The organism is Bradyrhizobium sp. WSM3983, from assembly GCF_000473045.1.
Taxonomy (GTDB): Bacteria; Pseudomonadota; Alphaproteobacteria; order Rhizobiales; family Xanthobacteraceae; genus Bradyrhizobium.
Map to the genome: position 1 here is coordinate 1 of NZ_AXAY01000003.1, position 22060 is coordinate 22060.

Below are 22060 nucleotides of genomic sequence, written 5' to 3' on the forward strand. Positions count from 1 at the left end.
CTGCCGTTGCGACAATGAGCGAACGCACACATCCACCTTGTCCTTGGCCACGTCGATACCGGCGACAACGACATCGTTTTGTGCCATCATCCACTCCCTTCCTTGCTCGGTTCGGGCTCAAAGCCCATGCAACTGTTCGGGTTGAGGAAGACACCGGATCTGTCCCTCGCTCCCCGACAGGCTCAAGGCCTTCGAGCACGAACGGGCTCAGATCCAGCGACGGGCGGTTGGTCAGAACCGCCCGTTCGCACATTCTGGCAGATTTTCCGGACACAAGAGCGCGACATAAGCCGTCAAACCACTGCGCGGGAAGGCCGGATGTTTGGCTTCACCTGTATGCCGCTGTGCAGCTCTTCGTAGCGCATCTTCGCACAGTGGACCGCGGGTGCCAGCCGGCACCCGGCCTTCCCTGCGCCCTCGTCAACTTCGACGGCGGCAAGTGCCGCAAAGCTCGGGCACCGACGTGCCGCGAGGACTGAAAGCGTGTCCGCAATTGCAGATGCCAATGGGACGATGAAGCTTACGCACGTCTTGCTTGCGGGAGGCTTGCCGGAGAGATCCAAACGATGCGGCACTTGGACGCAAAGCGACACCTAAGGTTGTCGCCCAGAATCGCAGTAATGAATTGTAACAATGTTTCTGTGCTGGCATGAGGCCAGCCCCTGCCTTGCGACCCGGCAATGATTGACGGACGTCCAGGACCGCCGAGCCGTCAGGAATTCCCCATGGTGTCCACCTATTTTGGCTATAGCTACGTCGCGCGCAATCTCGCACAGACCCTGACGCGGGTGGCGCAGCAATCGGACGTATCGCGCGATGCCGCCTATTACAAAGCCAACATCGGCAAGGTGCACACCGTTGACGATCTGATGAACGACTATCGCCTGTATCATTACGTCACGAAAGCCTATGGCCTGGAAGACATGGCCTATGCCAAGGCTTTCATGAAAAAAGTGCTGCAAAGCAATCTCTCGGACGCAAAGAGCTTTGCCAACACGCTGATCGACAAGCGCTACCGCGATTTTGCCGCGGCATTTTCCTTCGGTGGCGGTGAAACGAAGGTTGCGCAATCGGGCGACCAGACCGACGATATCATCGACCTGTACACGGCGGCCATGAAGAGCAATGTCGATGCCGTCGCCGCCGATACGAGCTACTACAACGCCACGATCGGCAGCGTGACCAGTGCCGACCAGCTTCTCAACGACGATCGCCTTCGCAACTACGTCGCCTCGGCATTCGGGATCGATCAAAGCAAATGGCCGCGTGACACGATCAAGCAGGTCCTGTCCAGCGATCCATCCGATCCGAACAGCTACGTCAACGTCACGTTCTCGTCTCAGCTGAATGGCCTGAACGCCCAGCTTGCGCAAGCCAAATCAGATGCAACCGACGCCAGTTCGAAGATCGCCGACTACACGGCGCAACTGTCGCAGCCCGGCGCCGACGTCAATCAGCTGAATGTGCAGATATTGGTCGAAAGATATCGCCTGCAGTCGGCCGTGAGCAGCATCTCCAGCACCAACGACGCCATCACGACGTCCGGACGGTTCATGAATCTGGCCGGCGCGTTCGAGTTTTCCGCCGACGGATCGCTTCCACCGGGGACACCTGCGCAGACTGCCGCAAATCTCACCAGCACGACCCAGAGCTTTGACGACAGCAAGTCGGCCGTCTATGCGGCGGCAAGCCCGTTGCAGGAAGCCCTGGTCATCGGGCAATTCAGAAAATTCATCCCCAATGTGACGTCACTCCAGACGCTCGTGTCCACGCCGGGCGCGTATAATTTTGCACTGGCGGCCGTCGGCCTCGATCCCACACAAGTCTCGCAGTCCACTGTGAAGGCTGTCCTTGAAAGCGACCTCAACGATCCCAAGAGCTACGTCTATACGCTCAAGGACGATCGATACGTCAAGCTCGCGCGCGCGTTCAACTTTGACGCAAAAGGCAATCTGACGACGCCCCTGGCGGCGCAGGATTCGGCGGAAGTCCTCGATATTGCGAAGGATTACGTTATTGCGAAACTGAAATCTGCAAGCAAGCAGGACCAGGCGAAAGTCAAGGCTCAAGCGCAGAAGGACGCGACGGACTATCAACAATCGATCGGCGACATCAGCAGCGTTTCCGACCTGCTCGCAAACAAGAAGATGGTCGACTTCATTCTGGTCGCCAAGGGTCTGGACCCCGCGAAAGTGACCACCGCCTATCTGAAGAAGATCTTCGCCTCTGATCTGAACGATCCCAAGAGCTTCGCAAACACGGAGAGCGATCCTCGCTTTGCCGAGATCGCAGCATCGTTCAATTTTGACAGCAAGGGCAACGTCGCGCGTCTTCCGATGATCGGTCCGCAAAAGCGCGATCAATTCCTGGCAACGCAAAAGAACTATCTCGAGCAAAGCCTGGAGCAGCAGCAGGGCGATACGAATCCCGGAGTCCGCCTTGCGCTGTATTTCCAGCGCAAGGCCGGGGAAATCACCTCCGCCTATGACATCCTTGCCGACAAGGCTCTTTCGGAGGTGTTCAGGACCACCTACGATTTGCCTGACCAGATGGCTTCAATGCAGATCGATCAGCAAGCCAAGATCGTGGAAAAATACCTCAATCTTAGAGATCTCGGGGATCCCACGAAAGTTGCGAAGCTGCTGAGCCGCTTCTCGGCCATGTATGACGCGAAGAACGCCAGTCAGACCTACTCGCCCGTGCTCGACCTCTTTCAGGGATCGAGTTCAGGGACATCAGGCTTCAGTGAATCGACATATTTGGCCATGGCAAAAATGCGCGCCAGCCCGTGGTGATGGCTCGACGTATCCGCTGCGACGGCACAACAGGAAGGCCTGACGGTTGATGCGGATGGATCGTGGCGCCTTGCAGACGACGTGCCGTGAGAATGCTGAGGCATGTCCTCTCACGGCTCGAATGAAGAACGATGAAGCCTTCGGCCAAAGCCACATCAAGCCGCGTCGGCCGGCCTGGCCCGTCGAGCGATTTCCGCGCGGCGCAGGCAGGTTGATCGTCCGATTGGCCTTCCGCGCCATTGCGGGGGCGGAGGCTACTCCAAGACCTCCAGTACCAGCTCCATCGTCATCAGCACGGGATTGTCGCCGCGGACCAGGCGGCCCTCGGCGATGCCGCCGGTGTAGTCGATCAGGGCGACGTCGAGCGCAGCCTCCGGCACGCCGGACGTGGCAGGCGCAATCGTCCCGGCGGTTATCGCGAGCTCCGTGGCAAACGGGTCGGTCACGCCGCCATGGGTGAAACGCGCGCCGATGGTCGAACCGACGCCGCCATGGATTTTTGCGCGCGCAATGCCATGAGCCTTGCAAAAGGCTTCGAGGCAACCGGCAAAATCCTGGTTGGGCCGCAGCCGCAGCGCAAAGGAGCGGCTGGCCGTGCGCGCGCCGGTGCTCGCGGCGGCGACCGGCCCGAACAGCTGGAAATTGGTCTCGGGGTCGGGCTCCGCCGTGAACATCGCGCCATCGATGCCGAAGGCCTGAACCTCGAACGGCTCGGCGACGACAGTCTCGTCCGGCAGCATGTGGCCGCCGCTCGCCTTGCCGTCCGCCTCGGTCCACAGCCCGTGGCAATGAAAGAACGGCGCACCGTCGCGCATGCCGAGCGTCATGCTGCCGAGCCTGGTGCGCGTCACGCCCGCGGGCCGGTACGTATCGCTGTAGAAGGCCGCGTTCGCGCCGGTCTTCGACAGCGCCGGCATCACGTAACCGAACGAACCGAGCGCGCCGTGGCCGAAATTCAGCACGCCGCCGGCAAAACCTTCCGCCGCGAAACCGCGCCGCGCTGCTTCGAGCAGCGGCAGCCCCGCTTGAAGCGTGAACGCGAAGGCGCGCCCCCTCGCTTCCACCCATTGGATGCGCTCAGTGACGGGCGCGCCCGGCTGCTTGATACTCCGCATGACCCGCGCTCAGCCCGTCTTGGTCTTGTCGAGATCGAGCAGCCCGCGCGCCTCGAGCTCGTCGCGCACCATGCGCTTCGGCACCTTGCCATAGCCGGATTTCGGCAGCGCCTCCCAGAAGAAGAACCGCTTCGGCATCTTGTAGCGCGGTACCTTCGGCAGCAGGAATGCCGCCATCTCGGCTTCGCTCACGGGCTTCGCGCCGTCGCGCGCAACGCAGACGGCGATTCCCACCTCGCCCCAGGTCGCATCGGGCACGCCGAGCACGGCGACCTCACCGACCGCAGGATGCGTCAAGATCTTCTCCTCGATCTCGCGCGGATAGATGTTGGAGCCGCCGGAGATGTACATGTCTGAGGCGCGGCCCGTGATGTAGACAAACCCCTCCTCGTCCATATGCCCGAGATCGCCGGTGCGGAACCAGCCGTTGCGGAACGCCTTCGCATTGGCTTCGGGATTATCGTAGTAGCCGGCGAGCACGGCGGGCCCGATCACGCAGATCTCACCGCTCTGGTTGGCCTTGAGCTCGCGGCCCTCGTCGTCCTGGATCGAGACCTGCATGCCGGTGCGCTCAAAGCCGCAGGTGCCGATTTTCGCATGAGGGCCGTCCTCGGGATCGTGCAGCGCCGCCGGCAGCACGGTGATGTTGCCGGTGACCTCGCCGAGACCAAAATACTGCACGATGATCTTGCCGAGCTTCTTCAGCGCCGCCTTCTGGTCCTCGCGATACATCGGCGCGCCGGCATAGATGACGTGGCGCAGCGAGGAATGATCGTATTTGTCGGCGGCGGGATGCTCGACCATCATCTTCAAAATCGTCGGCACCGTGAAGAGATTGCATACCCGATGCGCAGCGATCAGGCGGAACGCCTCGTCGATGTCGAACTTCTCGGTCGGCAGCAGCACGGTGCAGACGCCGCGCGCGGTCTGCACCAGCTGATGCACGCCGGCGCCATGCGACAGCGGCGCCACCACCAGCGACGCATCGGCCTCCGTCACACCAGGCGTGAGGTCAGCGAGATGATTGGTGACGACAAAGCCCATCTGGCCGTGTGTCAGCACCGCAGCCTTGGAGCGGCCCGTCGTGCCCGAGGTGAAGAAGAACCAGCAGGGATCGTCGTGCTCGACGGCAACGTTCTCGACCACTTGACCTGCCTGCGAGGCGACAGCGTCGGCCACCGACCTCTCGCCGAACGAGGCCTTGCCGTCGATGCTCCAGGTGAATTCCAGCGCGCCGCCGTTCACAGCCGCCGCGTGCTCGGGAAAATCGACATGGCACAGAAACGCCTTCGCGCCGGAGGCCTGCGCGAGGTAGGCCACCTCGTCGGGCATCAGGCGGAAATTGGTGGGCACCCAGACCGCGCCGAGCCGGAACGCCGCAAACATCGAGAAGAACATCTCGTCGCCATTCTTGGAATGGACGAGGATGCGGTCGCCCTTGACGATTCCGCGCGCGGCAAGTGCCGCCGCCAGCGCGGAGACCTGCGCATCGATCTCGCGCCAGGTCCAGGATTTGTCACCCCAGACGAAACCTGGGCGCGATCCATGCCGCCGCGCATTCTGGGTCAACATATAAGCGAGATTCATGACGCGGCGGGACATGCGGAGCGGCTGCATGGGGCTTCCTCTTCGACGGCAGACGGCGCGCTCGCCGTCCGATTATTGCGGCCCATTTATCGTCATCAAGAGCGGCCTCGCAAGGCCGCTAACCGGGTGTCATCCATGCGCGCGTTCAAGGAATTTTAAACATGATCGGCGCAACCTGCATCAGTTCTCGCATACAGAGTGCCGCATCATGGTCAAAGCGCCCGTCGTTTTCCTGCTCACGCTGGCGCTGACCGGGTGTGCTGTGGCCCCGCAAGCGCATCTCACCTCCGATCCAGCCTTCAGGCCCGCGCGCTACGCCTGGGATGGCGCCGGAGAGGATCCCGATCGGCAGCGTTCCATTCCCGAGCCCGCGCGCGCAACTCGCATGGCTGCCCGGCCCGAGCGCGACGGCATCGACGCCGAGCAGGACGCCAAGGTCAATCGCTCGCTGGTCATCTGCCAGGGCTGCCTCCGCCCGCAACAACAGCCGGAAGATTCGCGGCTCGCCAAGGCGGCGGATTGAACCGAACGGCTGTTGTGCCGGTCTACTGAGATACCTCGCCGACATGGCCATTCCGGCCTATCGTCGCGTGCCATCATCTCAGGGACGATCCATGCTCACCCGCCGCAGCCTCATCGCCGCCTCTCTCTTCGCAGCCATCACGCCCGCCTTCGCTCAGGCGCCGGCCCCCAACGACCCCGCAGGCCATTCTGACTGCGATTTACACCCGCGCTGCCAAGGGCAAGGGCGATGGCGGCGCCGCCTTCGTCACCGAAAACAAGGCGGCCAAAGCAAAATATCTCTCCAAGGCACTGATCGCGCTGTGGGCCAAAGCGGACGCGCATACGCCGAAGGGCGACGTCGGGCCGATCGATTTCGATCCTGTCACCAATTCGCAGGAACCCGACGTGAAGTCGTTCAAGGTTGACGCGGAGAAGGCGGAGGCCGACAAGGCGAGGCTCGCGGTGACCATCACCGGCCACCGCAACGACCGCAAACCCGCCGACCAGATCGTGCGTTACGACTTCGTGCGCGAGGCCAACAGCTGGAAGATCGACGACATCAAGGGCTCCTCCGACGGCGAGGCCTGGTCGATCCGCAAGGTGCTGACGGATGCGCTGAAGAGCTGACCGGAGACATCATGAGCGACGTCATCAACAACAGGGCGCATCACCGCTACGAACTCGAGGTGGAGGGCCACCTCGCGACCGAGCATTACAAGCTCGACGGCAATGTCATCACGTTCGAGCATACCGATGTGCCGAAGGAACTCGGCGGCAAAGGCGTCGGCTCAAAACTGGTGCAAGGCGCGCTCGACCAGGTCCGCGCTAGCGGCCTGAAGCTGATCCCGCAATGCCCGTTCGTGAAGGCGTGGATCGAGAAGCATCCGGACTATGCGGATCTTGTGAAGAGATGAGAGCACAGGCCCGCCGCCCGTACCTGGCGGGCCTGCCGATATCTACGGCTTATTGACCGTGCCTCAGCATATCCTGGTCGCTCAGATCCCAGTCCTGCCAGAGCTGGAGCACCCCGAGCAGCACCACCACCGCGCCGAGACTCGTGTGGTAGAGGCGGAGAAAGCCTTCACCGGAATAGCCGAGGGCATAGGGCGAGGCGATGAGCCACAGTCCGACGACGATCGTCGTCACCTCTTGCCACCGCTGCAACGCTACATATTCGAGCTGGCTAAGGCCAAATACGACCAAGCCGATGGCGACCGTGTTCAAGACGACCATCTGATGTCCGGCCGTCACCGCTTCGTCGTGGATGGGAAACCATGGCGAGGCGGCGATCAGGGCGCCGAGCAGCATGCCGCACCAATCTTCCCATGTTCGATGAGTATTCAAGAAACCAAAGTCCGACATCGTACCCTCCTACAAAAGAGGCATACGTCAGCGGCTGGCGACCATGACACTCCGAATGTCTAGCGACCCGCCGGCCGCATTCGGGCGTATGTCCTGATGAAGGACGTGGGAACCACCTTGGAACTTGCAAGAGCGGCCTTGAGGATTATTTGGAGTCGCGGCGCGATGCTAACTCTTTCGGCGCTACAGCGCGCCCAGCTTCTGGAGCGCATCGCGCGCCGTCGGCAGGCCCGGTTTCAATTCCAGCGCCTTCTTGAAATCGGCAATCGCACCCTGCTTGTCGCCGAGCCGCATCCTGGCCTGGCCGCGATTGTTCCAGGAGAGCACGTCGGTCGGATCGTATAGCAGGGCCTTGTCGTAATCGGCGAGGCCGCCCTTGTTGTCGCCGAGGTAAAGCCGGATCATGCCGCGATTACGCCAGCCGCGCGCATCGGTCGGTGCGACGCGGATCGCCTCGCCATAGTCGGCGGCGGCGCGGTCGAGCTGCTCGCTGTCGCGATAGACGTTGCCGCGGTCGATATAAGCGAGCAGATCGGGCGCGAGCTTGATCCGCATGGTGTAGTCGGCGAGCGCATGCGCGGTGTCGTGCTTGCGGGCATAGACGTAGCCGCGATTGGCATAGGCCATGGCATAGCTGGGATCGCGCTTGATCGCGGCGTCGAAATCGGCAAGGGCGCCGTCGATGTCGCCCTTGTTGTAGCGAGACTCGCCGCGGTTGCTGTAGGCCATCGCCAGCGACGGATCGAGCTTGATGGCCTGGTCGTACTCGGCAATGGCGCGATCATAGTCGTGCTTGAAGCTGTAGACGCGGCCGCGATTGTTGAAGGCGCAGGCGTAGGTCGGATCGAGGCGCACCGCTTCGTCGAGGTCGGACAGCGCCGCATCGAGTTCGCGCTTCTCGGTCAAGCCATGCCCGCGGTTGCAATAGGCGCCGGCGAGCCTCGGGCCGGTCTCGCTCGTGGTATCGATCACGGTCGAGCAGGCCTTCACCCGCTCGTCCGGCGTGCTGGCCAGTCCCACACAGGCCTCCCAGGCCGGACCGCCTTCGGCTGCGGCCGGGACGGGCGCTGTCAAGACGCCTACGACGAGCAAGGCTATGAGGCTGAGCGGGACACGCATTTTGCAGATATCTCCCCTGCGGCAACCTCCCTTGGTCGTACCTTGGCAAGGCAGGGTTCAGGCGCCTAGATCAGGGAATAAGCATCGCTTCGGAAGGATCAGGGATGGCGGCATCGGTACGTGACAACAAGGACAGGAGCCGCTTCGAGCTTGATGTCGGCCAAGAGGCCGGTCATGAGCTCGCCTTCGCCAATTACCGGCTGACGCCGTCGGCTATCATCATCACCCACACCGAGACGCCGCGCGCACTGCGCGGTCGCGGCATTGCGTCCGAGTTGATCAAGGGTGCGCTCGATCTGATCCGCCGCGACGGCAATAAGGTGATCGCGGGCTGCGGCTTCGTCGTCGATTATCTCGACAAGCATCCCGAGGATGCGGATCTCGTTGCCTAACGCAAAAGGGCCCGCGAGATCGCGGGCCCCCTGGCGTCGACCGATGCTCGTCGGTCAGTGCCTGATTTCAGGCGGCAGCTTGCCGCCATTGGCGGCGAGCTTGGACATCACCTGCTTGTGCAGCCAGACGTTCATGCTGGCTGAGTCGTTCGTGTCGCCGGTGTAGCCAAGCTCCTTGGCGAGATCCTTGCGCGCGGCAAGACTCGAATCGACGTCGAGCGCCTTCATGAGGTCGACGATCGAGGTTCGCCATTCCAGCTTCTCGCCCTTGTGCGCGGCGACGGCCGCGTCGACGATCGCAGCAACATCTACCGTTGCCGCAGGCGCGGCAGCCGGCGCAGACGCTGGTGCCGATCCGCTCGGTGCGGCCCCTGCAGGCGCAGGCGCGCTGCTCGCGGGTGCGCCGCCGGCGGGCGCAGCGGAAGCCGGATGGCTGCCGAAGATTGCGCCCATGATTTTCCCGAAAATGCTCATGTCTGCTCCCCGAAAAGGATCCCGTTGGAAGGCCCTGAGTGGGCACTTATAGACGAAGTTACGTCGTTGCGCCCGCGAAGTTCCGCGAACCACAAACAGCATCAGCTTATCTGCGGCGAAATGACGACCGGATGACGTCATCGAGGTTGCATTGCGGCATCGAAATTCACCCAAGCGTGAGGGACAGGACTCGGAAATGGGCGTACGTTTGTCGCTCAGCGCGCGATGCCATCCGGAATTCGCGTCGGGTTGGACTCGCGCAAGTCAGAAGAGCGGCCGCTTGCGCCGTTGCCGGCGCCGAATTCGGCTGCATGGCAAGGGAGCTAGCGACCATGGCCACGTTCTACCAGGGCAATGTCCCCACGGTGGGCCAGACCGCAGATGCGGCTGGACCGGTAATCCGAACCATCCAACTTTCCGACCTGCACGACGCGCTCAAGCGCGGCTGGGAAGACTTCAAGGCGGTTCCGAGCCACGCCATCGTCCTCTGCGTGATCTATCCGGTGCTCGGCCTCGTGATCGCGCGCGTCGCAATGGGCTATTCGGTGATACCGCTGTTGTTTCCGCTGGCCGCGGGCTTCGCCCTGATCGGACCGTTCGCAGCACTCGGCCTCTATGAGCTCTCGAGCCGTCGCGAACGCTATGAAGAGGCCAGCGCCTGGGATGCCATGGACGTGCTGCGCTCGCCCTCCTTCGGTGCCATGCTCGGCCTCGGCACGCTGCTGCTCGCATTGTTCGTGACCTGGGTCGCGACCGCGCAGGCGATCTATGTCGCGGCGTTCGGCTACGAGGGCGTGACGGGAATCTCGGACTTCGTGACGCGCGTGCTGATGACGTCGCAGGGCTGGTGGCTGATCGTGATCGGCTGCGGCGCGGGCTTCCTGTTTGCGCTCGCCGCGCTCTGCATCAGTGCCGTATCATTCCCGCTGATGCTCGACCGCCATGCCGGCGCTCTGGAAGCGATGGTCACCTCACTGCGCGTCGTCGCCAAAAACCCGGTGCCGATGGCGGCCTGGGGCCTGATCGTGGCGGTGCTGCTGGTGCTCGGAACGATCCCCGCATTCCTCGGGCTTGCCGTCGTCATCCCCCTGCTCGGCCACGCCACCTGGCATCTCTACCGCAAGGTCATCGTCTCCGAGCCCGGCGCGCGGCCGGTGCCGCCCCCGCCGCAGCGTCCGCGCAAGCCGGCGGCCGATTTCCCCGCCAATCTCTTCCCGTGGCGGAATAGGGAGTAGGATGGACGCCTGACGATCTCGTTGCAGCCGATCCCGTCCGGGTCCCGGGCGGGATCGGCTGCTGTCATACGCCTTGCTTTGGCCGCGGTTACAATCGACATTGCCGGCGCCGGTCATGCCACTTCACGGAATCAATTTACTCGAATGACCCTGACGATTTCTCGTCTCGCTCTCGCAGCCTTCGCCCTCTCAGCGTCAATCCTGTCCGCCGAACCCGCGCTCGCTGCGGTCGCCTGCGGCTCGGGCAATTTCGACGCCTGGCTCGCCGACTTCAAAGCCGAGGCCGCGGCCAAGGGCATCTCGCAGCAGGCCATCACCGCCGGACTTGCCGGCGTGACCCTGGACCAAAGCGTGCTGAACCGTGACAAATCGCAAAAGGTCTTCACCCAGACCTTCGAAGAGTTTTCCGGTCGCATGGTGCCACCGCGGATGACACGCGGCTCCAACATGATGAAGCAGTACGGCTCGGTGCTGTCGCGCATCGAGCAAACCTATGGCGTGCCGGGCGAGGTGCTGGTCGCGATCTGGGGTCTTGAGACAGATTTCGGCGTCAACACCGGCAAGTTCGCGACGATCCGCTCGCTGGCGACGCTGGCCTATGATTGCCGGCGCGCCGACCAGTTTCGCGCCGAGTTGATGGATGCGCTGCGCATCGTCCAGCGCGGCGATCTTGCGCCAGCCGACATGAAGGGCGCCTGGGCCGGCGAGCTCGGCCAGACCCAGTTCATGCCGTCATCCTGGATGAAATATGCCGTCGATTTCGACGGCAACGGCAAGCGCGACCTGCTGCACAACGCGCCCGACGTGCTCGCCTCCACCGCCAACTATCTCGCCGGTTATGGCTGGCAGAAGGGCAAGGACTGGCAGCCGGGCAGCCCGAACTTCGCGGTGCTCCAGCAGTGGAACAAGAGCGAGGTCTATTCCAAGACGGTGGCCTATTTTGCCACCCAACTCGCCCACGCCCCTTAAGGCACGCCTGGACACAAAACGCGTAGGGCCGATCGCCTCGCGACCGGCCCTCTCTTGGATTGCGTTTACCTACCCTTTACTTGCCCGTTTACTTGCCCGTTTACTTGCCCATGGTGGCTTGCATCGCCTTGTTCAGGTGCATGCCGCACGCACCCATTTTGCCGTTGAGCATCGCGTCCTGCGCAGCCGTGATCTCCTTCTCGGCGACGAACTTGATGTCGCCGTCAGCCATGTTCTCGATCGCGGCCTCCGTCTTTTCCAGATTGGCCCCGCTGCAGCCACCCACGCTGTGCTTGGCGGCCTGGGCCGGAGCGACGGCGAATGCGACGGCGGCAATTGCGATAACCCCGAGTAACTTCGTCATGATGTTACTTTCCTTCTCTTGTTCTTGCGACAGACCCAGCGACATTGCCGGAATCTGCAACATGACTTTGCTGCCGACGCGGCAACTTGCCGCAATAAATTTCCCGCGAGAATTGCGTGATGTTGCGTGCTGCGCAGAGCCGCATGCGAAATTTCTGATTTTCATTACAACTTTGTAATCCGCACCTGCACGCTCAGCGTGTGTGCGGCGCACCTTGGAATGGGGTCCACAAGCCTGACGGTCCCATCTCACTGCGAGCTGCTGAGACCTGCTTGGCGCCTTTTGGCCTTCCCTCACTCCGGACAGAAAAGATGAATTTATATTCATATTTATAAACAACAATTCATGCGATTCGCGCATGCCCGACTTGGGCCTACAAGCTGTCGAGAGGTCTTGAAGGTCACGGGAATGTAACTAATTCCCGGGACGAACGGAACTGCAAACCAGATCGGTAAATCCGTGATTTTGCGGGCATTTATTGCATATCACGACGAGTTTCGCCTAGCTGTTGGGCAGGACCGCCGACAGGTTAATCGTCTCTTACCGATGCCATGCGTTCTTCGCTTAGCTGCATCGCAACATCGGAACTTTCGCAGTGCACCACTCTCACCTATATTCATTTCAACGATGACGCCCGGGCAAGGGCTGAATCGAACTACAGGAGACTACCAATGCTGCTCTCGCTCATCCGCATGATCCAGGCTTTCCGGGACTATCAGCGCAATGTTGCCGAGCTGTCCCAGCTCAGCGATCGCGAACTGGCCGACATCGGCCTCGATCGCTCGGACATCCCGCGCGTTGCCGCCGGTCAGTATCAGGGCTGATATCGTTCAGCCCTTAACCGGACGAACCGATAGCGCCCGCCTCGTGCGGGCGTTGTCGCATCCGGTGGCAGAAAACTCGATCTCGGCGATTCCACTGACCGCGGAAAAGCGCTACCTGTCCGCCCCATGACAGGACCCCTATCCAATATTGTGCACGTCATCGGCGCCGGCCTTGCCGGTTCCGAAGCCGCCTGGCAGGTGGCAAAATCAGGCGTACCCGTGGTGCTGCACGAGATGCGGCCGGACCGCATGACCGAGGCGCACCGCACCGACGGGCTCGCCGAGCTCGTCTGCTCCAATTCATTCCGCTCGGACGACGCTGCCAACAACGCGGTCGGCCTGCTCCATGCCGAGATGCGCCGCCTCGGTTCGCTGATCATGCGCGCGGCCGATGCCAACCAGGTCCCTGCCGGCGGCGCGCTCGCCGTCGACCGCGACGGCTTCTCGGCCGCCGTCACCAAGGCGCTGAACGACCATCCGCTGATCGAGATCGCCCGCGGCGAGATCGCAGGCCTGCCGCCGGCCGACTGGAGCAACGTGATCGTTGCGACTGGCCCCCTCACCTCCGCGCCTTTGGCCGACGCTATCCGCGAGCTGACCGACGAGAACGCGCTCGCCTTCTTCGATGCGATTGCGCCGATTGTGCATCGGGAATCCATCGACATGTCGGTGGCCTGGTTCCAGTCGCGCTACGACAAGGTCGGCCCCGGCGGCACCGGTGCCGACTACATCAACTGCCCCATGACCAAGGAGCAGTATGACGGCTTCGTCGCCGCGTTGATCTCAGGCGAGAAGACCGAGTTCAAGGAGTGGGAGACCAACACGCCCTATTTCGACGGCTGCCTGCCGATCGAGGTGATGGCGGAGCGCGGCCCCGAGACGCTGCGCCACGGCCCGATGAAGCCGGTCGGCCTCACCAATCCGCACGATCCCGCGACGAAGGCCTATGCAATCGTGCAGCTGCGCCAGGACAACAAGCTCGGCACGCTCTACAACATCGTCGGCTTCCAGACCAAGCTGAAATATGGTGAGCAGCAGCGCATCTTCCGCACCATTCCGGGGCTGGAGAAGGCCGAATTTGCCCGCCTCGGCGGCCTGCATCGCAACACCTTCCTCAATTCGCCAAAACTGCTCGACGGCCAGTTGCGCCTGCGCGCGCAGCCGCGGTTGCGCTTTGCCGGTCAGATGACGGGCTGCGAAGGCTATGTGGAGTCCGCCAGCGTCGGCCTGATCGCCGGCCTCTATGCCGCAGCCGACGCGCGCGGCGCAACCCTGGCGAGCCCGCCGGGCACCACGGCGCTCGGATCCCTGCTCGGCCACATCACCGGCGGCCATATCGAGATCATCGAGCCGGGCACGCGCTCGTTCCAGCCGATGAACATCAATTTCGGCTTGTTCCCGCCGCTCGCGACCGCACCGACGAAAAAGCCCGACGGCACGCGTCTGCGCGGCAACGAGAAAACGGTGGCCAAGAAGCAGGCGATGAGTGCCTTGGCGCTCGCCGACCTCGATCGCTGGATCGCCGATCATTTGCGCATTGCCGCAGCCGCGTGAGTTTTCGATGAGTCTCCCGAAAGACGACGCCGCGGTGCTCTCGGCGCGCTGGACCGAGGGCGTGCTGCTCAAGCGCGACGTGTTCTCGACCGTCGAGCGCGGCCGCTTCCGCGCTGACAGCGGCGAGGTCGACGCGGTGCTGCGCCGGCTCGATGAAGTCCCGTGGTGGTCGTTCCTCCTCGCGCGCCATCTGTTCGCCCGCGAGAAGCATGCGTTGGCGCTCGCCAAGGGCCTCAACGTCGGCCCCGAACTGCTATGGGCTGGCCGCCGCGCTCTGGTGCGCGGCTTCGTGGACGGCGTCGCGCTGCATCTGGCAAAGCCTCATGGCGATCTCGCCTATTTCCAATCGGCCAAGGCAGCACTGCGCCGCCTGCGCCGCGCCGGGATCTGCCACAACGATCTCGCCAAGGAGCAAAACTGGCTGGTCGGCCGTGACGGCCTTGCCTATGTGACCGACTTCCAGCTCGCCGCCTGCTTCAACCGGCGTGGCCGGCTCTATCGCATCCTCGCCTACGAAGACCTCCGCCATCTGCTCAAGCACAAGCGCTCCTACGCACCCGAGGCGCTGACGCCGCGCGAGCGAAAGATGCTGGCGAAGAAGTCCTTCGCCGCGAGCCTGTGGCTCGCCACCGGCAAAAAGGTCTATCGCGCCATCACGCGCGGCCTATTCAACTTCACCGACCGCGAGGGCGGCGGCCGCCGCCTCGTCAATGACGCGCCGGTGCTGGCTGCGCTGATCCGACAGAACCCCGCGGTGCGCGACACCGCCATCGTCGCCTTTGCCGACCGCCGCTCCGGCGTCGGGCTCTATGCGTTCGTGGAAGCGGATCAGGCCGCGCTCGAGGACCAGCTCCGCAACGAGCTCACCGCTGCGAAGGGGCCGAAGCCGCCGGAACATATCCAGGTCGTCCATGCGCTGCCGCGCGACACCAGCGGCAAGCCGCGCACCGAGATCCTGCAACTGGTCGCCATGAACCAGCTCGACCTGATCGAGCCGATGATGAAGAACGACCAGGACCGCGCCTTCCTCAAGGACATCCTGGAGCAGCGCAAGAACCTGCGCGACCGCTTCAACTTCGAGGCGGACCTGCCCACCAGTTAGACTAAGGGGCGCGCTGCGCCATGAAGCGTCCACAATGCCGGGGGAGAAGCCGGGGATTGCACTGGCTTGGGGAACGATGGATCGCTGGGGGACCATGAGGCGCCGCGCGGCCCTGCTGATCGCAGGTCTCATGCTGCTGGCGGCCGCGCCGGTGATGGCCGCGGAGTCCCCTGCCGAACAGATCTCCGGCTTCCGGCTGAAACACCGTGAGGGCCGCGTCGTACGCGACACAACGCTCGACCGCATCGCGATGGACCAGGCGCGCGCGATGGCGGCCAAGGACGATCTCAGCCACGACGCCCTCGGCCCGTTCAACAGGCGCGTTGCCCCGTCTGGCGCGGGCCGCGCTGCCGAGAACATTGCCTATGGCTACGACAACTTCGAGAAGACGCTCGGTCAGTGGATCGAATCCTCGGGTCACCGCAAGAACCTGCTGCTGCACAACGCCTCCCGCGTTGGCATTGCGAGCGCGAGGAACGCCAGCGGCAAGCGCACCTATTGGGCGATGGTGATCGCCGGCGACTACGAGCCGAAGCCGGGCAAGCGCAAGAAGGACAGTGAGCCGCTGGTGGTCGTGAAACGCGAGGTCGCGCCCGCCAGCAAGCCCAAATCCAGCAATTGCCATGTCAAGCTGCTCGGCCTCTGCATCTGAGACAAAGCCGGGCCTGTTCCTCGCTTGCTCACCTCGTTCGGCGCGTCTAATCCATTTCGCAGGATCGCGAGAAGGAGAGATGCGCGTGATCGACATCGATCGGATACGTGCCGACACTCCGGCCGCCTCTCGGCTGGCGTACCTTCACAACGCGGGAGCGTCTCTGATGCCCACGGCCGTCGTCGCGGCGATGAAGCGTCATATCGATCTGGAGAGCGAGATCGGAGGCTATGCCGCCGCCGACCGCGAGTCCGACCGGCTTGACGCGGTCTACGGCTCGGTGGCGCGCTTGCTGAATGCCGCGCCGGACGAGATCGCGCTTATGGAGAACGCGACAGTCGCCTGGCAGATGGCGTTCTATGCGCTGCCGTTTCGCGCCGGCGACCGGACCCTGACCGCCGAGGCGGAATACGCCACCAACTATGTCGCCTTTCTTCAGGTTGCCAAGCGCACCGGCGCGGTCATCGACATTGTGCCGAGCGATGCCAGCGGCGAGCTCGACGTCGAGGCGCTCGCACGCATGATCGATGACCGGGTGAAGCTCATCGCCATGACCTGGGTTCCGACGAATGGCGGGCTGGTCAATCCCGCCGCGGCTGTCGGCAGGATCGCGCGCGCACGCGGCATCCCCTATTTGCTTGATGCCTGCCAGGCGGTCGGCCAGATGCAGGTCGACGTCGAAACGATCGGCTGTGACATGCTGTCCGCCACGGGCCGCAAATTCCTGCGCGGCCCGCGCGGCACCGGCTTCCTTTACGTCCGCCGGTCGTTGCTGCAGCAGCTTGAGCCGCCGATGATCGACCATTTCGCGGCGCCCTGGGTCTCGCGGGACCACTATCAGCTTCGTGACGATGCCCGTCGGTTCGAGACCTGGGAGAACAATTACGCCGCCCGGCTCGGGCTCGGCGCTGCCATCGATTACGCCCTTGCAATCGGCCTCGGCCCGATCGAGCAGCGCTGCCGCCTGCTGGCGGACCGTCTCCGCAACGGCCTCGGCGCCATCAGCGGCATCACCATTCGCGACCTCGGCCGTGCGCCGGGCGCGATCGTCAGCTTCACGATGGAGGGCCGTGAGGCGGACGCGATCGTCAGCAGCGCCGCCGCAGCCGGCATCACCATCGGCGCCTCGGATCCGTCGAGCACCCGTATCGATGCCGAAGTCCGCGCGCTGCCACCCCTGGTGCGGGCATCTCCGCATTATTACAACACGGACGCCGAGATCGATCGGCTGATCGCCCTCCTCGCGGGTCTGGCGCCGCGATAGCATGGCGCCGGACCCACGGCGTGGACCTAGGCTCTTGTCGTCAATGCCGACAACTGGTCGGTGTCGAAGCGGGCGCGCAACTCGCTGATGGCTTTCGCATCCGGCGGTCCGCTGGCGGTCAACTTGGCCAACTCCTCGAAATAACGCTCGTGCCCCGGCGGAGAAACCGTCATGAGCACGCGGGCGGGCTTGTCGCTGACATTGGTGATGTTGTGGGGAACGCCCGGAGGAATGAAGAGGTAGGTCCCCGGCGTGGCCCGGACAACCTCTTCGCCGACGTGCCACTCGCATTCGCCTTCAAGCATGTAGAAGGTCTCTTCCTGCACACGATGAACGTGCCGGCCCGTAGCGAACCCGGCCGGAATCGTCCAATCGAACATGCTGGTGTGCCGGGTGTCCTCCCCCGTCACCAGAAAGGCCATCGGCTGGCCGCGCAGCATCACCCCCTTGGTTTCGCCGGGTCTGCGGATGAGCGGCTTTGCGTTCATGTGATCCTCCATGACTGGTCGCTGCATTGCGCGGCAACGGCACCATCATGGTCCGCCTGCCCCCGGGAGTAGCGAAGGAGTGCGGAAAACATTGCAAAAAACCTGCGAAATGTGCCTTCTTTGGCGATGGCCGCGATCCTTGAATTTGGTCCCTTCCGCCTCGACGCCGATGCAGGGATTCTTTTCCGCGGGGCCGAGCCGACCCCGCTCGGCCGGCGCGCAGTGCTGCTGCTGGGCCTGCTGGTGCAGCGCGCCGGCATGCCGGTATCCAAGGATGCCCTGATCGAGGCGGCATGGCCCGCCCAGGCGATTGAAGACAGTAACCTCACTGTCCAGATTGCGGCTGTCCGGCGCACGCTGGCGGACGCCTCCGCAGAGGCACAATGGATCGAGACACTGCCACGACGCGGCTATCGCTATGTCGGTCCGGCGGTCACGGCATCCGACACGGACCGGTTATCCGCGCCATCGCTGACGTTGCCCGACAGACCATCAATCGCGGTGTTGCCCTTTGCGAACCTGGGCGCCGATGCAGAGCAGGACTATTTTGCCGACGGAATGGTCGATGACATCATCACCGGCCTGTCCCGCATCAACTGGCTGTTCGTGATCGCGCGAAATTCCACATTCACGTACAAGGGCCGAGCGGTCGACATGAAACAGGTCGGCCGCGAGCTCGGTGTGCGCTACGTGCTGGAAGGCAGCATCCGGAGGACCGGCGGCAATGCGCGCATTACGGGGCAGCTGATCGACGCGTCGACCGGCATGCATGTATGGGCCGAGCGCTACGACCGCCAGTCCGCAGATATTTTCGCGCTTCAGGACGACATTGCCATGTCGGTCGTCGGCGCCATCGCACCAAGCCTGCGCCGCGCCGAAATCAACAGGGTCAAACGTAAGCGACCCGATAGCCTCGATGCCTATGACCTCGTCCTGCGTGCCCAGTCGGATGTTGATTCCGGCATGCCGGAGCAGGTGACGCAGGCGCTGGTATTGCTCGAACGTGCGATCGCGCTCGAGCCCTCCTATGCACTGGCGCACGGCAATGCTGCGATGTGCCATCATTGCCTGTTCCTTCGCGCTGGCTTGCGGGAGGCCAGCCGGGCAGACTCGATCCGACACGCACGTTCGGCCATTGCCCACGGGCAGGATGATGCGATTGCCCTCACGCTGGCAGGCTTTTCCATTGGCATGGATGGACACGATCGCTCCGCCGCCTTCACCGCCCTCGACGCTGCGCTTGCGATCAGCCCGTCGTCGGCGCTGACCTACATCCTCGGCAGCGTCATGCTCGGCTGGGGCGGCGATGCCGACCGCGCCATCGAATGGAGCGAGCGCGGCATGCGGCTCAGCCCGTTCGACTCCTGGACCTTCGCCGCCTTCGATGCGCAGGCGATCGGGCATTTCCACCGCGGCCGGTACGAGGAGGCTTGTCGCGCCGCTTACCGCGCCGTTCAGGCCAATCCCCGCCACAGCATTACCCACGTGCAACTGGCCGCAGCGCTCGCAAAGCTAGGCCGATTGCAGGAGGCGAGAACGACCGCGGCCCGAGTGCTGGAGTTACACCCGACCTTCCGCTACGGCCGTCAGTTCCAGGGCGTCAATTGCGCTCCGGCGCTGGCAGCGTCGCTTGGCGAGGCGCTTCGCAGCGCGGGGCTGCCGGAGTAAGCTTACACCCGCTCAGGTGCAGCGCGCGCTCAGTCCGGAGGCGCTGAGCTTCGCCATGACCTCGTCGAGATGCGCGCTGTCGCGGGTCTCGATGACGAGCTGAAGCAATGTCGCCTTGGCCGGCAAATCCGAGAAGGTCCGCTGGTGCGAGACCTCGATGATGTTGGCGCCGGCTTCCGCGAGCAGCGCGGCGACCGCAGCCAACTGGCCCGGCCTGTCAGGAATATCGAGCGAGAGCTGAGTCAACCGCCCCTCGCGCGCGAGCTCGCGCGTCAGCACCGAGGCGATCAGCCTTGTGTCGATGTTGCCGCCGCTCAGCACCAGCCCGACCTTCTCGCCAGCGAAGCGCGAGGGATCGGACATGATCGCCGCGAGGCCTGCGGCGCCGGCGCCCTCGACGACCGTCTTCTCGATCGAGATCAGGGTTGCGACCGCGCGCTCGAGCTCGGCTTCGTTGACCAGCGCAATGTCGTCGACCAGATAGCGCACGATCTCCGTGGTGATCTTGCCCGGCGATTTGACCGCGATGCCTTCGGCGAGCGTATCGCCGCGCGCCGGCAGATTGCCGCCATGGATGGCGTTGTACATCGAGGGATAGAGCCAGGCCTCGACGCCCACGACCCGCAATGACGGCTTCAGCGATTTCGCCGCAATGGCGATGCCACTGATCAGCCCACCGCCGCCGATCGGGACGACCAGCGTATCGAGATCCGGCACCGCGTTGAGCATCTCCAGCCCGACGGTGCCCTGCCCCGCAATGACCAGCGGATCGTCATAGGGATGGATGAAGATCATGCCGCGGGCTTCGCCGTGGCTTCGCGCAAACGCAGCCGCCTCCTCCAGCGTCGCGCCAGTGATGACCACTTCGGCGCCATGATGCCTGGTGTTCTCGACCTTCACCATCGGTGTGCCCACGGGCATGACGATGGTGGCGGGAATGCCGAGGCGCTTGGCGTGATAGGCCACGCCCTGCGCGTGGTTTCCCGCCGACATGGCGACCACGCCGCGCGCACGCTCTTCCGGCGTCAGCGCCGTGAGCCGGTTCAGCGCACCACGTTCCTTGAACGAGGACGTGAACTGGAGGTTTTCGAATTTGAGCCAGAGGTCGCAGCCACAGATGCTGCTCAAAGTGCGGCTATAGCTACAGGGCGTCTCGACGACAGCGCCGCGGATCGTCTCGGCAGCCGTTTGAATGTCGCCAAGCGCGACCGGAAAGCCGCTCAGATCGGGGGATACGGTTGGGGACAATTCAGCCATGGGACAGCATAGAGCATTTGGCCGGCCCGGGCGATAAGCCAACCGCTATTTGGTAAATTCCCGGGATCGTGAAGCCCGCCACAGCGTCCACAGCGTGCGCAGCCGCGACGCCGGCTGCGGCGCGAAGGGATTGCGCCTCGGCCGCGACAGGCGATCGAGATCGGCCCGTGCCTGGCTCAGCGGCAGGAACGCAGCCCGCGCCGACGGCGGCAGCTGCGCCAGCAGCGACGAGGCCGTCGCCAGATGATGTCGGGCTTCGCCCATGAGCTGATCCAGCACGGCATTCAGACTGGGCGTCTGTTTGCCGGCGAACACATCCTCGATGCCGCAGCCATGGCTGGTCAGGAATTGCTGCGGCAGGAACAATTGCCGATGGGACGAGTCCCGCGGCAGGTTCGCAATCACCTGCGCGATGCCCTGCGCCAACCCGGCGTGCCGCGCGAGGTGCTCGCTCGCATCCGAAGCTTCACCCATGATCCGCGCCGCGAGCGCGAACAAGACCGAAGAGGTCGCCGCCAGATAGCCTTCAAGCGCCGTCATGGTCGGCATCGGATCGTTGTAGAGATCGAACTGATGCTCGTCGACGAGCAGCGACAACGGCTCGACCGGCAGGTCAAAATCGCGGATCGCGCGCAGCAGCTCGGCCGCCACCGGATTGCCCTCGGCGCTGCCGTGAACAAGGCCCGAGAACAGATCGGTCCACCATTGAAAGCGGATCTCGCCGGGCAAGGGCTGGCTCACCTGGTCGCGGACCCGGACGATCTCGACATTGAAGGCGTAGAGCGCCAGCAGCGCCCGACGCTCGGCAGCGGGCACGAACAGCGTCGCGGCATAGCGCGGAAAGTCGTGGCTGCGCACCAGATCGGCGCAGAATGTCACGGTGTCGGGCGGCGTCGCAACGCTGCTCATGGCACGGCGATCAGCGCAGCCGCGACGCGGCGCCGTTCGCCGATCATGATGTTATAGGTGCGCACAGCGGGGCCCGTCTGCATCGTGTCCAGCACCACCCTCACCGCCTTCAGCGCCTGGCGCAGCTCCAGCGGCGGCAACCAGACCCCGGTTCCGGTCCCAACCAGAAGCGTGTCGATGCTGTTGGCGGCCGCGAAAACCCGATCCAGCGAATAGCGGTCGATCCTGGTGGGATCGGTCACGTCCCAGGCCCAGATCGCGTCAGGCAGGCACAGCAGCGAGCCCCTATGCGACATGCCGGCGAAGGCAAAGCCGCCCTTGCCGTAGGCCTCTATCGGCGCCGAGCGCGGGAAATGGGGAGCGTTGGGATCGCCGGCCATGAGCTTCGTCCGAATGAGCTATCTGCCCTCGCAAACTCATGCGAGG

The 22060-nt window shown here is 63.8% G+C and carries 22 protein-coding genes and 1 pseudogene; 13 read left to right on the forward strand and 10 right to left on the reverse strand.

Translation table 11 applies throughout. From position 1 onward, the window contains the following. Positions 1-725: 725 nt before the first annotated feature. Positions 726-2795 carry a DUF1217 domain-containing protein gene (locus tag YUA_RS0105105; protein ID WP_027529700.1) on the forward strand — a complete coding sequence of 690 codons (2070 nt, stop codon included), beginning with the start codon at positions 726-728 and terminating at the stop codon, positions 2793-2795. 254 nt (positions 2796-3049) lie between these two features. Here YUA_RS0105105 and YUA_RS0105110 read toward each other — a convergent pair whose 3' ends face one another. Next, complete coding sequence (locus tag YUA_RS0105110) at positions 3050-3910, reverse strand: PCC domain-containing protein (RefSeq protein WP_027529701.1); 861 nt, start codon at positions 3908-3910, stop codon at positions 3050-3052. 9 nt (positions 3911-3919) lie between these two features. Continuing rightward, positions 3920-5527: an acyl-CoA synthetase gene (locus YUA_RS0105115; protein ID WP_027529702.1), complete on the reverse strand. Its 1608-nt coding sequence runs from the start codon at positions 5525-5527 to the stop codon at positions 3920-3922. A 178-nt stretch (positions 5528-5705) separates the two neighbouring features. On the opposite strand from YUA_RS0105115, the gene YUA_RS0105120 reads away from it, so the two are divergent. The 3 genes and pseudogenes from YUA_RS0105120 (at position 5706) to YUA_RS0105130 (ending at position 6915) form a co-directional block, all read left to right on the forward strand. Next, positions 5706-6020, forward strand: a complete 315-nt coding sequence (locus YUA_RS0105120; RefSeq protein ID WP_027529703.1) for a hypothetical protein — start codon at positions 5706-5708, stop codon at positions 6018-6020. 91 nt (positions 6021-6111) lie between these two features. Continuing rightward, a pseudogene (locus tag YUA_RS43515) lies at positions 6112-6628 on the forward strand (DUF3828 domain-containing protein). Positions 6629-6639: 11 nt separating this feature from the next. Then, positions 6640-6915 (forward strand): GNAT family N-acetyltransferase, encoded by a 276-nt coding sequence (locus YUA_RS0105130; protein WP_027529704.1) that lies wholly within the window; start codon positions 6640-6642, stop codon positions 6913-6915. Positions 6916-6964: 49 nt separating this feature from the next. On the opposite strand, the gene YUA_RS0105135 is transcribed toward YUA_RS0105130, so the two are convergent. After that, positions 6965-7363 (reverse strand): SPW repeat protein, encoded by a 399-nt coding sequence (locus YUA_RS0105135; protein ID WP_027529705.1) that lies wholly within the window; start codon positions 7361-7363, stop codon positions 6965-6967. Positions 7364-7546: 183 nt separating this feature from the next. Further along, entirely contained in the window at positions 7547-8482 is a 936-nt protein-coding gene (locus YUA_RS0105140) for a tetratricopeptide repeat protein (protein ID WP_027529706.1), read from the reverse strand. Between the two features lie 104 nt (positions 8483-8586). On the opposite strand from YUA_RS0105140, the gene YUA_RS0105145 reads away from it, so the two are divergent. Then, entirely contained in the window at positions 8587-8874 is a 288-nt protein-coding gene (locus YUA_RS0105145; protein WP_027529707.1) for a GNAT family N-acetyltransferase, read from the forward strand. Between the two features lie 54 nt (positions 8875-8928). Here YUA_RS0105145 and YUA_RS0105150 read toward each other — a convergent pair whose 3' ends face one another. Beyond that, positions 8929-9348: a DUF3597 domain-containing protein gene (locus tag YUA_RS0105150; RefSeq protein WP_027529708.1), complete on the reverse strand. Its 420-nt coding sequence runs from the start codon at positions 9346-9348 to the stop codon at positions 8929-8931. 332 nt (positions 9349-9680) lie between these two features. Between YUA_RS0105150 and YUA_RS0105155 the strand changes: the two genes are divergently transcribed. Both YUA_RS0105155 and YUA_RS0105160 read left to right on the forward strand, forming a co-directional pair. Continuing rightward, positions 9681-10583, forward strand: a complete 903-nt coding sequence (locus YUA_RS0105155) for a DUF2189 domain-containing protein (RefSeq protein WP_027529709.1) — start codon at positions 9681-9683, stop codon at positions 10581-10583. Positions 10584-10727: 144 nt separating this feature from the next. Beyond that, positions 10728-11552, forward strand: coding sequence for a lytic murein transglycosylase (locus YUA_RS0105160; RefSeq protein ID WP_027529710.1), 825 nt, complete (start codon positions 10728-10730; stop codon positions 11550-11552). Positions 11553-11652: 100 nt separating this feature from the next. Here the strand turns inward: YUA_RS0105160 and YUA_RS0105165 are convergent, their stop codons facing one another. Continuing rightward, the gene (locus tag YUA_RS0105165; RefSeq protein ID WP_027529711.1) at positions 11653-11979 is read right to left on the reverse strand and encodes a hypothetical protein; all 327 of its coding nucleotides are present in this window, start codon (positions 11977-11979) and stop codon (positions 11653-11655) included. A gap of 608 nt (positions 11980-12587) precedes the next feature. Between YUA_RS0105165 and YUA_RS47845 the strand changes: the two genes are divergently transcribed. The 5 genes from YUA_RS47845 (at position 12588) to YUA_RS0105190 (ending at position 17312) form a co-directional block, all read left to right on the forward strand. Beyond that, on the forward strand, positions 12588-12740 hold the full coding sequence (locus YUA_RS47845; protein ID WP_007590701.1) for a DUF1127 domain-containing protein: 153 nt from the start codon (positions 12588-12590) through the stop codon (positions 12738-12740). A 126-nt stretch (positions 12741-12866) separates the two neighbouring features. Next, complete coding sequence (gene trmFO, locus YUA_RS0105175; protein WP_027529712.1) at positions 12867-14294, forward strand: methylenetetrahydrofolate--tRNA-(uracil(54)-C(5))-methyltransferase (FADH(2)-oxidizing) TrmFO; 1428 nt, start codon at positions 12867-12869, stop codon at positions 14292-14294. Between the two features lie 7 nt (positions 14295-14301). After that, positions 14302-15396 carry a serine/threonine protein kinase gene (locus YUA_RS0105180; protein WP_027529713.1) on the forward strand — a complete coding sequence of 365 codons (1095 nt, stop codon included), beginning with the start codon at positions 14302-14304 and terminating at the stop codon, positions 15394-15396. Positions 15397-15490: 94 nt separating this feature from the next. Continuing rightward, entirely contained in the window at positions 15491-16048 is a 558-nt protein-coding gene (locus YUA_RS0105185; protein WP_027529714.1) for a CAP domain-containing protein, read from the forward strand. A gap of 85 nt (positions 16049-16133) precedes the next feature. Next, a complete protein-coding gene (locus tag YUA_RS0105190) occupies positions 16134-17312 on the forward strand; it encodes an aminotransferase class V-fold PLP-dependent enzyme (protein WP_027529715.1) in 1179 nt (392 codons plus the stop codon). A gap of 26 nt (positions 17313-17338) precedes the next feature. Here YUA_RS0105190 and YUA_RS0105195 read toward each other — a convergent pair whose 3' ends face one another. Continuing rightward, a complete protein-coding gene (locus YUA_RS0105195) occupies positions 17339-17800 on the reverse strand; it encodes a cupin domain-containing protein (RefSeq protein WP_027529716.1) in 462 nt (153 codons plus the stop codon). Positions 17801-17926: 126 nt separating this feature from the next. On the opposite strand from YUA_RS0105195, the gene YUA_RS0105200 reads away from it, so the two are divergent. Further along, complete coding sequence (locus YUA_RS0105200) at positions 17927-19468, forward strand: winged helix-turn-helix domain-containing protein (RefSeq protein ID WP_027529717.1); 1542 nt, start codon at positions 17927-17929, stop codon at positions 19466-19468. 12 nt (positions 19469-19480) lie between these two features. Here YUA_RS0105200 and YUA_RS0105205 read toward each other — a convergent pair whose 3' ends face one another. Genes YUA_RS0105205 through YUA_RS0105215 form a run of 3 tightly spaced genes read right to left on the reverse strand, consistent with a single transcriptional unit; the run spans position 19481 to position 22014 of the window. Further along, positions 19481-20725: a threonine ammonia-lyase gene (locus YUA_RS0105205; protein WP_027529718.1), complete on the reverse strand. Its 1245-nt coding sequence runs from the start codon at positions 20723-20725 to the stop codon at positions 19481-19483. Between the two features lie 45 nt (positions 20726-20770). Next, positions 20771-21634 (reverse strand): phytoene/squalene synthase family protein, encoded by an 864-nt coding sequence (locus tag YUA_RS0105210; RefSeq protein ID WP_027529719.1) that lies wholly within the window; start codon positions 21632-21634, stop codon positions 20771-20773. After that, positions 21631-22014 carry an Mth938-like domain-containing protein gene (locus YUA_RS0105215; protein WP_027529720.1) on the reverse strand — a complete coding sequence of 128 codons (384 nt, stop codon included), beginning with the start codon at positions 22012-22014 and terminating at the stop codon, positions 21631-21633. Before YUA_RS0105215 ends, YUA_RS0105210 begins: the two co-directional genes overlap by 4 nt. Between the last annotated feature and the right edge of the window lie 46 nt (positions 22015-22060).

Coding starts and splice junctions, on each gene's coding strand:
- YUA_RS0105130 (WP_027529704.1), top strand. CDS start 6,640: ATGAGCGACGTCATCAACAACAGGGCGCATCACCGCTACGAACTCGAG.
- YUA_RS0105180 (WP_027529713.1), top strand. CDS start 14,302: ATGAGTCTCCCGAAAGACGACGCCGCGGTGCTCTCGGCGCGCTGGACC.
- YUA_RS0105150 (WP_027529708.1), bottom strand. CDS start 9,348: ATGAGCATTTTCGGGAAAATCATGGGCGCAATCTTCGGCAGCCATCCG.
- YUA_RS0105105 (WP_027529700.1), top strand. CDS start 726: ATGGTGTCCACCTATTTTGGCTATAGCTACGTCGCGCGCAATCTCGCA.
- trmFO (WP_027529712.1), top strand. CDS start 12,867: ATGACAGGACCCCTATCCAATATTGTGCACGTCATCGGCGCCGGCCTT.
- YUA_RS0105120 (WP_027529703.1), top strand. CDS start 5,706: ATGGTCAAAGCGCCCGTCGTTTTCCTGCTCACGCTGGCGCTGACCGGG.
- YUA_RS0105200 (WP_027529717.1), top strand. CDS start 17,927: ATGGCCGCGATCCTTGAATTTGGTCCCTTCCGCCTCGACGCCGATGCA.
- YUA_RS0105195 (WP_027529716.1), bottom strand. CDS start 17,800: ATGAACGCAAAGCCGCTCATCCGCAGACCCGGCGAAACCAAGGGGGTG.
- YUA_RS0105205 (WP_027529718.1), bottom strand. CDS start 20,725: ATGGCTGAATTGTCCCCAACCGTATCCCCCGATCTGAGCGGCTTTCCG.
- YUA_RS47845 (WP_007590701.1), top strand. CDS start 12,588: ATGCTGCTCTCGCTCATCCGCATGATCCAGGCTTTCCGGGACTATCAG.
- YUA_RS0105160 (WP_027529710.1), top strand. CDS start 10,728: ATGACCCTGACGATTTCTCGTCTCGCTCTCGCAGCCTTCGCCCTCTCA.
- YUA_RS0105135 (WP_027529705.1), bottom strand. CDS start 7,363: ATGTCGGACTTTGGTTTCTTGAATACTCATCGAACATGGGAAGATTGG.
- YUA_RS0105115 (WP_027529702.1), bottom strand. CDS start 5,527: ATGCAGCCGCTCCGCATGTCCCGCCGCGTCATGAATCTCGCTTATATG.
- YUA_RS0105215 (WP_027529720.1), bottom strand. CDS start 22,014: ATGGCCGGCGATCCCAACGCTCCCCATTTCCCGCGCTCGGCGCCGATA.
- YUA_RS0105210 (WP_027529719.1), bottom strand. CDS start 21,634: ATGAGCAGCGTTGCGACGCCGCCCGACACCGTGACATTCTGCGCCGAT.
- YUA_RS0105110 (WP_027529701.1), bottom strand. CDS start 3,910: ATGCGGAGTATCAAGCAGCCGGGCGCGCCCGTCACTGAGCGCATCCAA.
- YUA_RS0105155 (WP_027529709.1), top strand. CDS start 9,681: ATGGCCACGTTCTACCAGGGCAATGTCCCCACGGTGGGCCAGACCGCA.
- YUA_RS0105140 (WP_027529706.1), bottom strand. CDS start 8,482: ATGCGTGTCCCGCTCAGCCTCATAGCCTTGCTCGTCGTAGGCGTCTTG.
- YUA_RS0105185 (WP_027529714.1), top strand. CDS start 15,491: ATGAGGCGCCGCGCGGCCCTGCTGATCGCAGGTCTCATGCTGCTGGCG.
- YUA_RS0105165 (WP_027529711.1), bottom strand. CDS start 11,979: ATGTTGCAGATTCCGGCAATGTCGCTGGGTCTGTCGCAAGAACAAGAG.
- YUA_RS0105145 (WP_027529707.1), top strand. CDS start 8,587: ATGGCGGCATCGGTACGTGACAACAAGGACAGGAGCCGCTTCGAGCTT.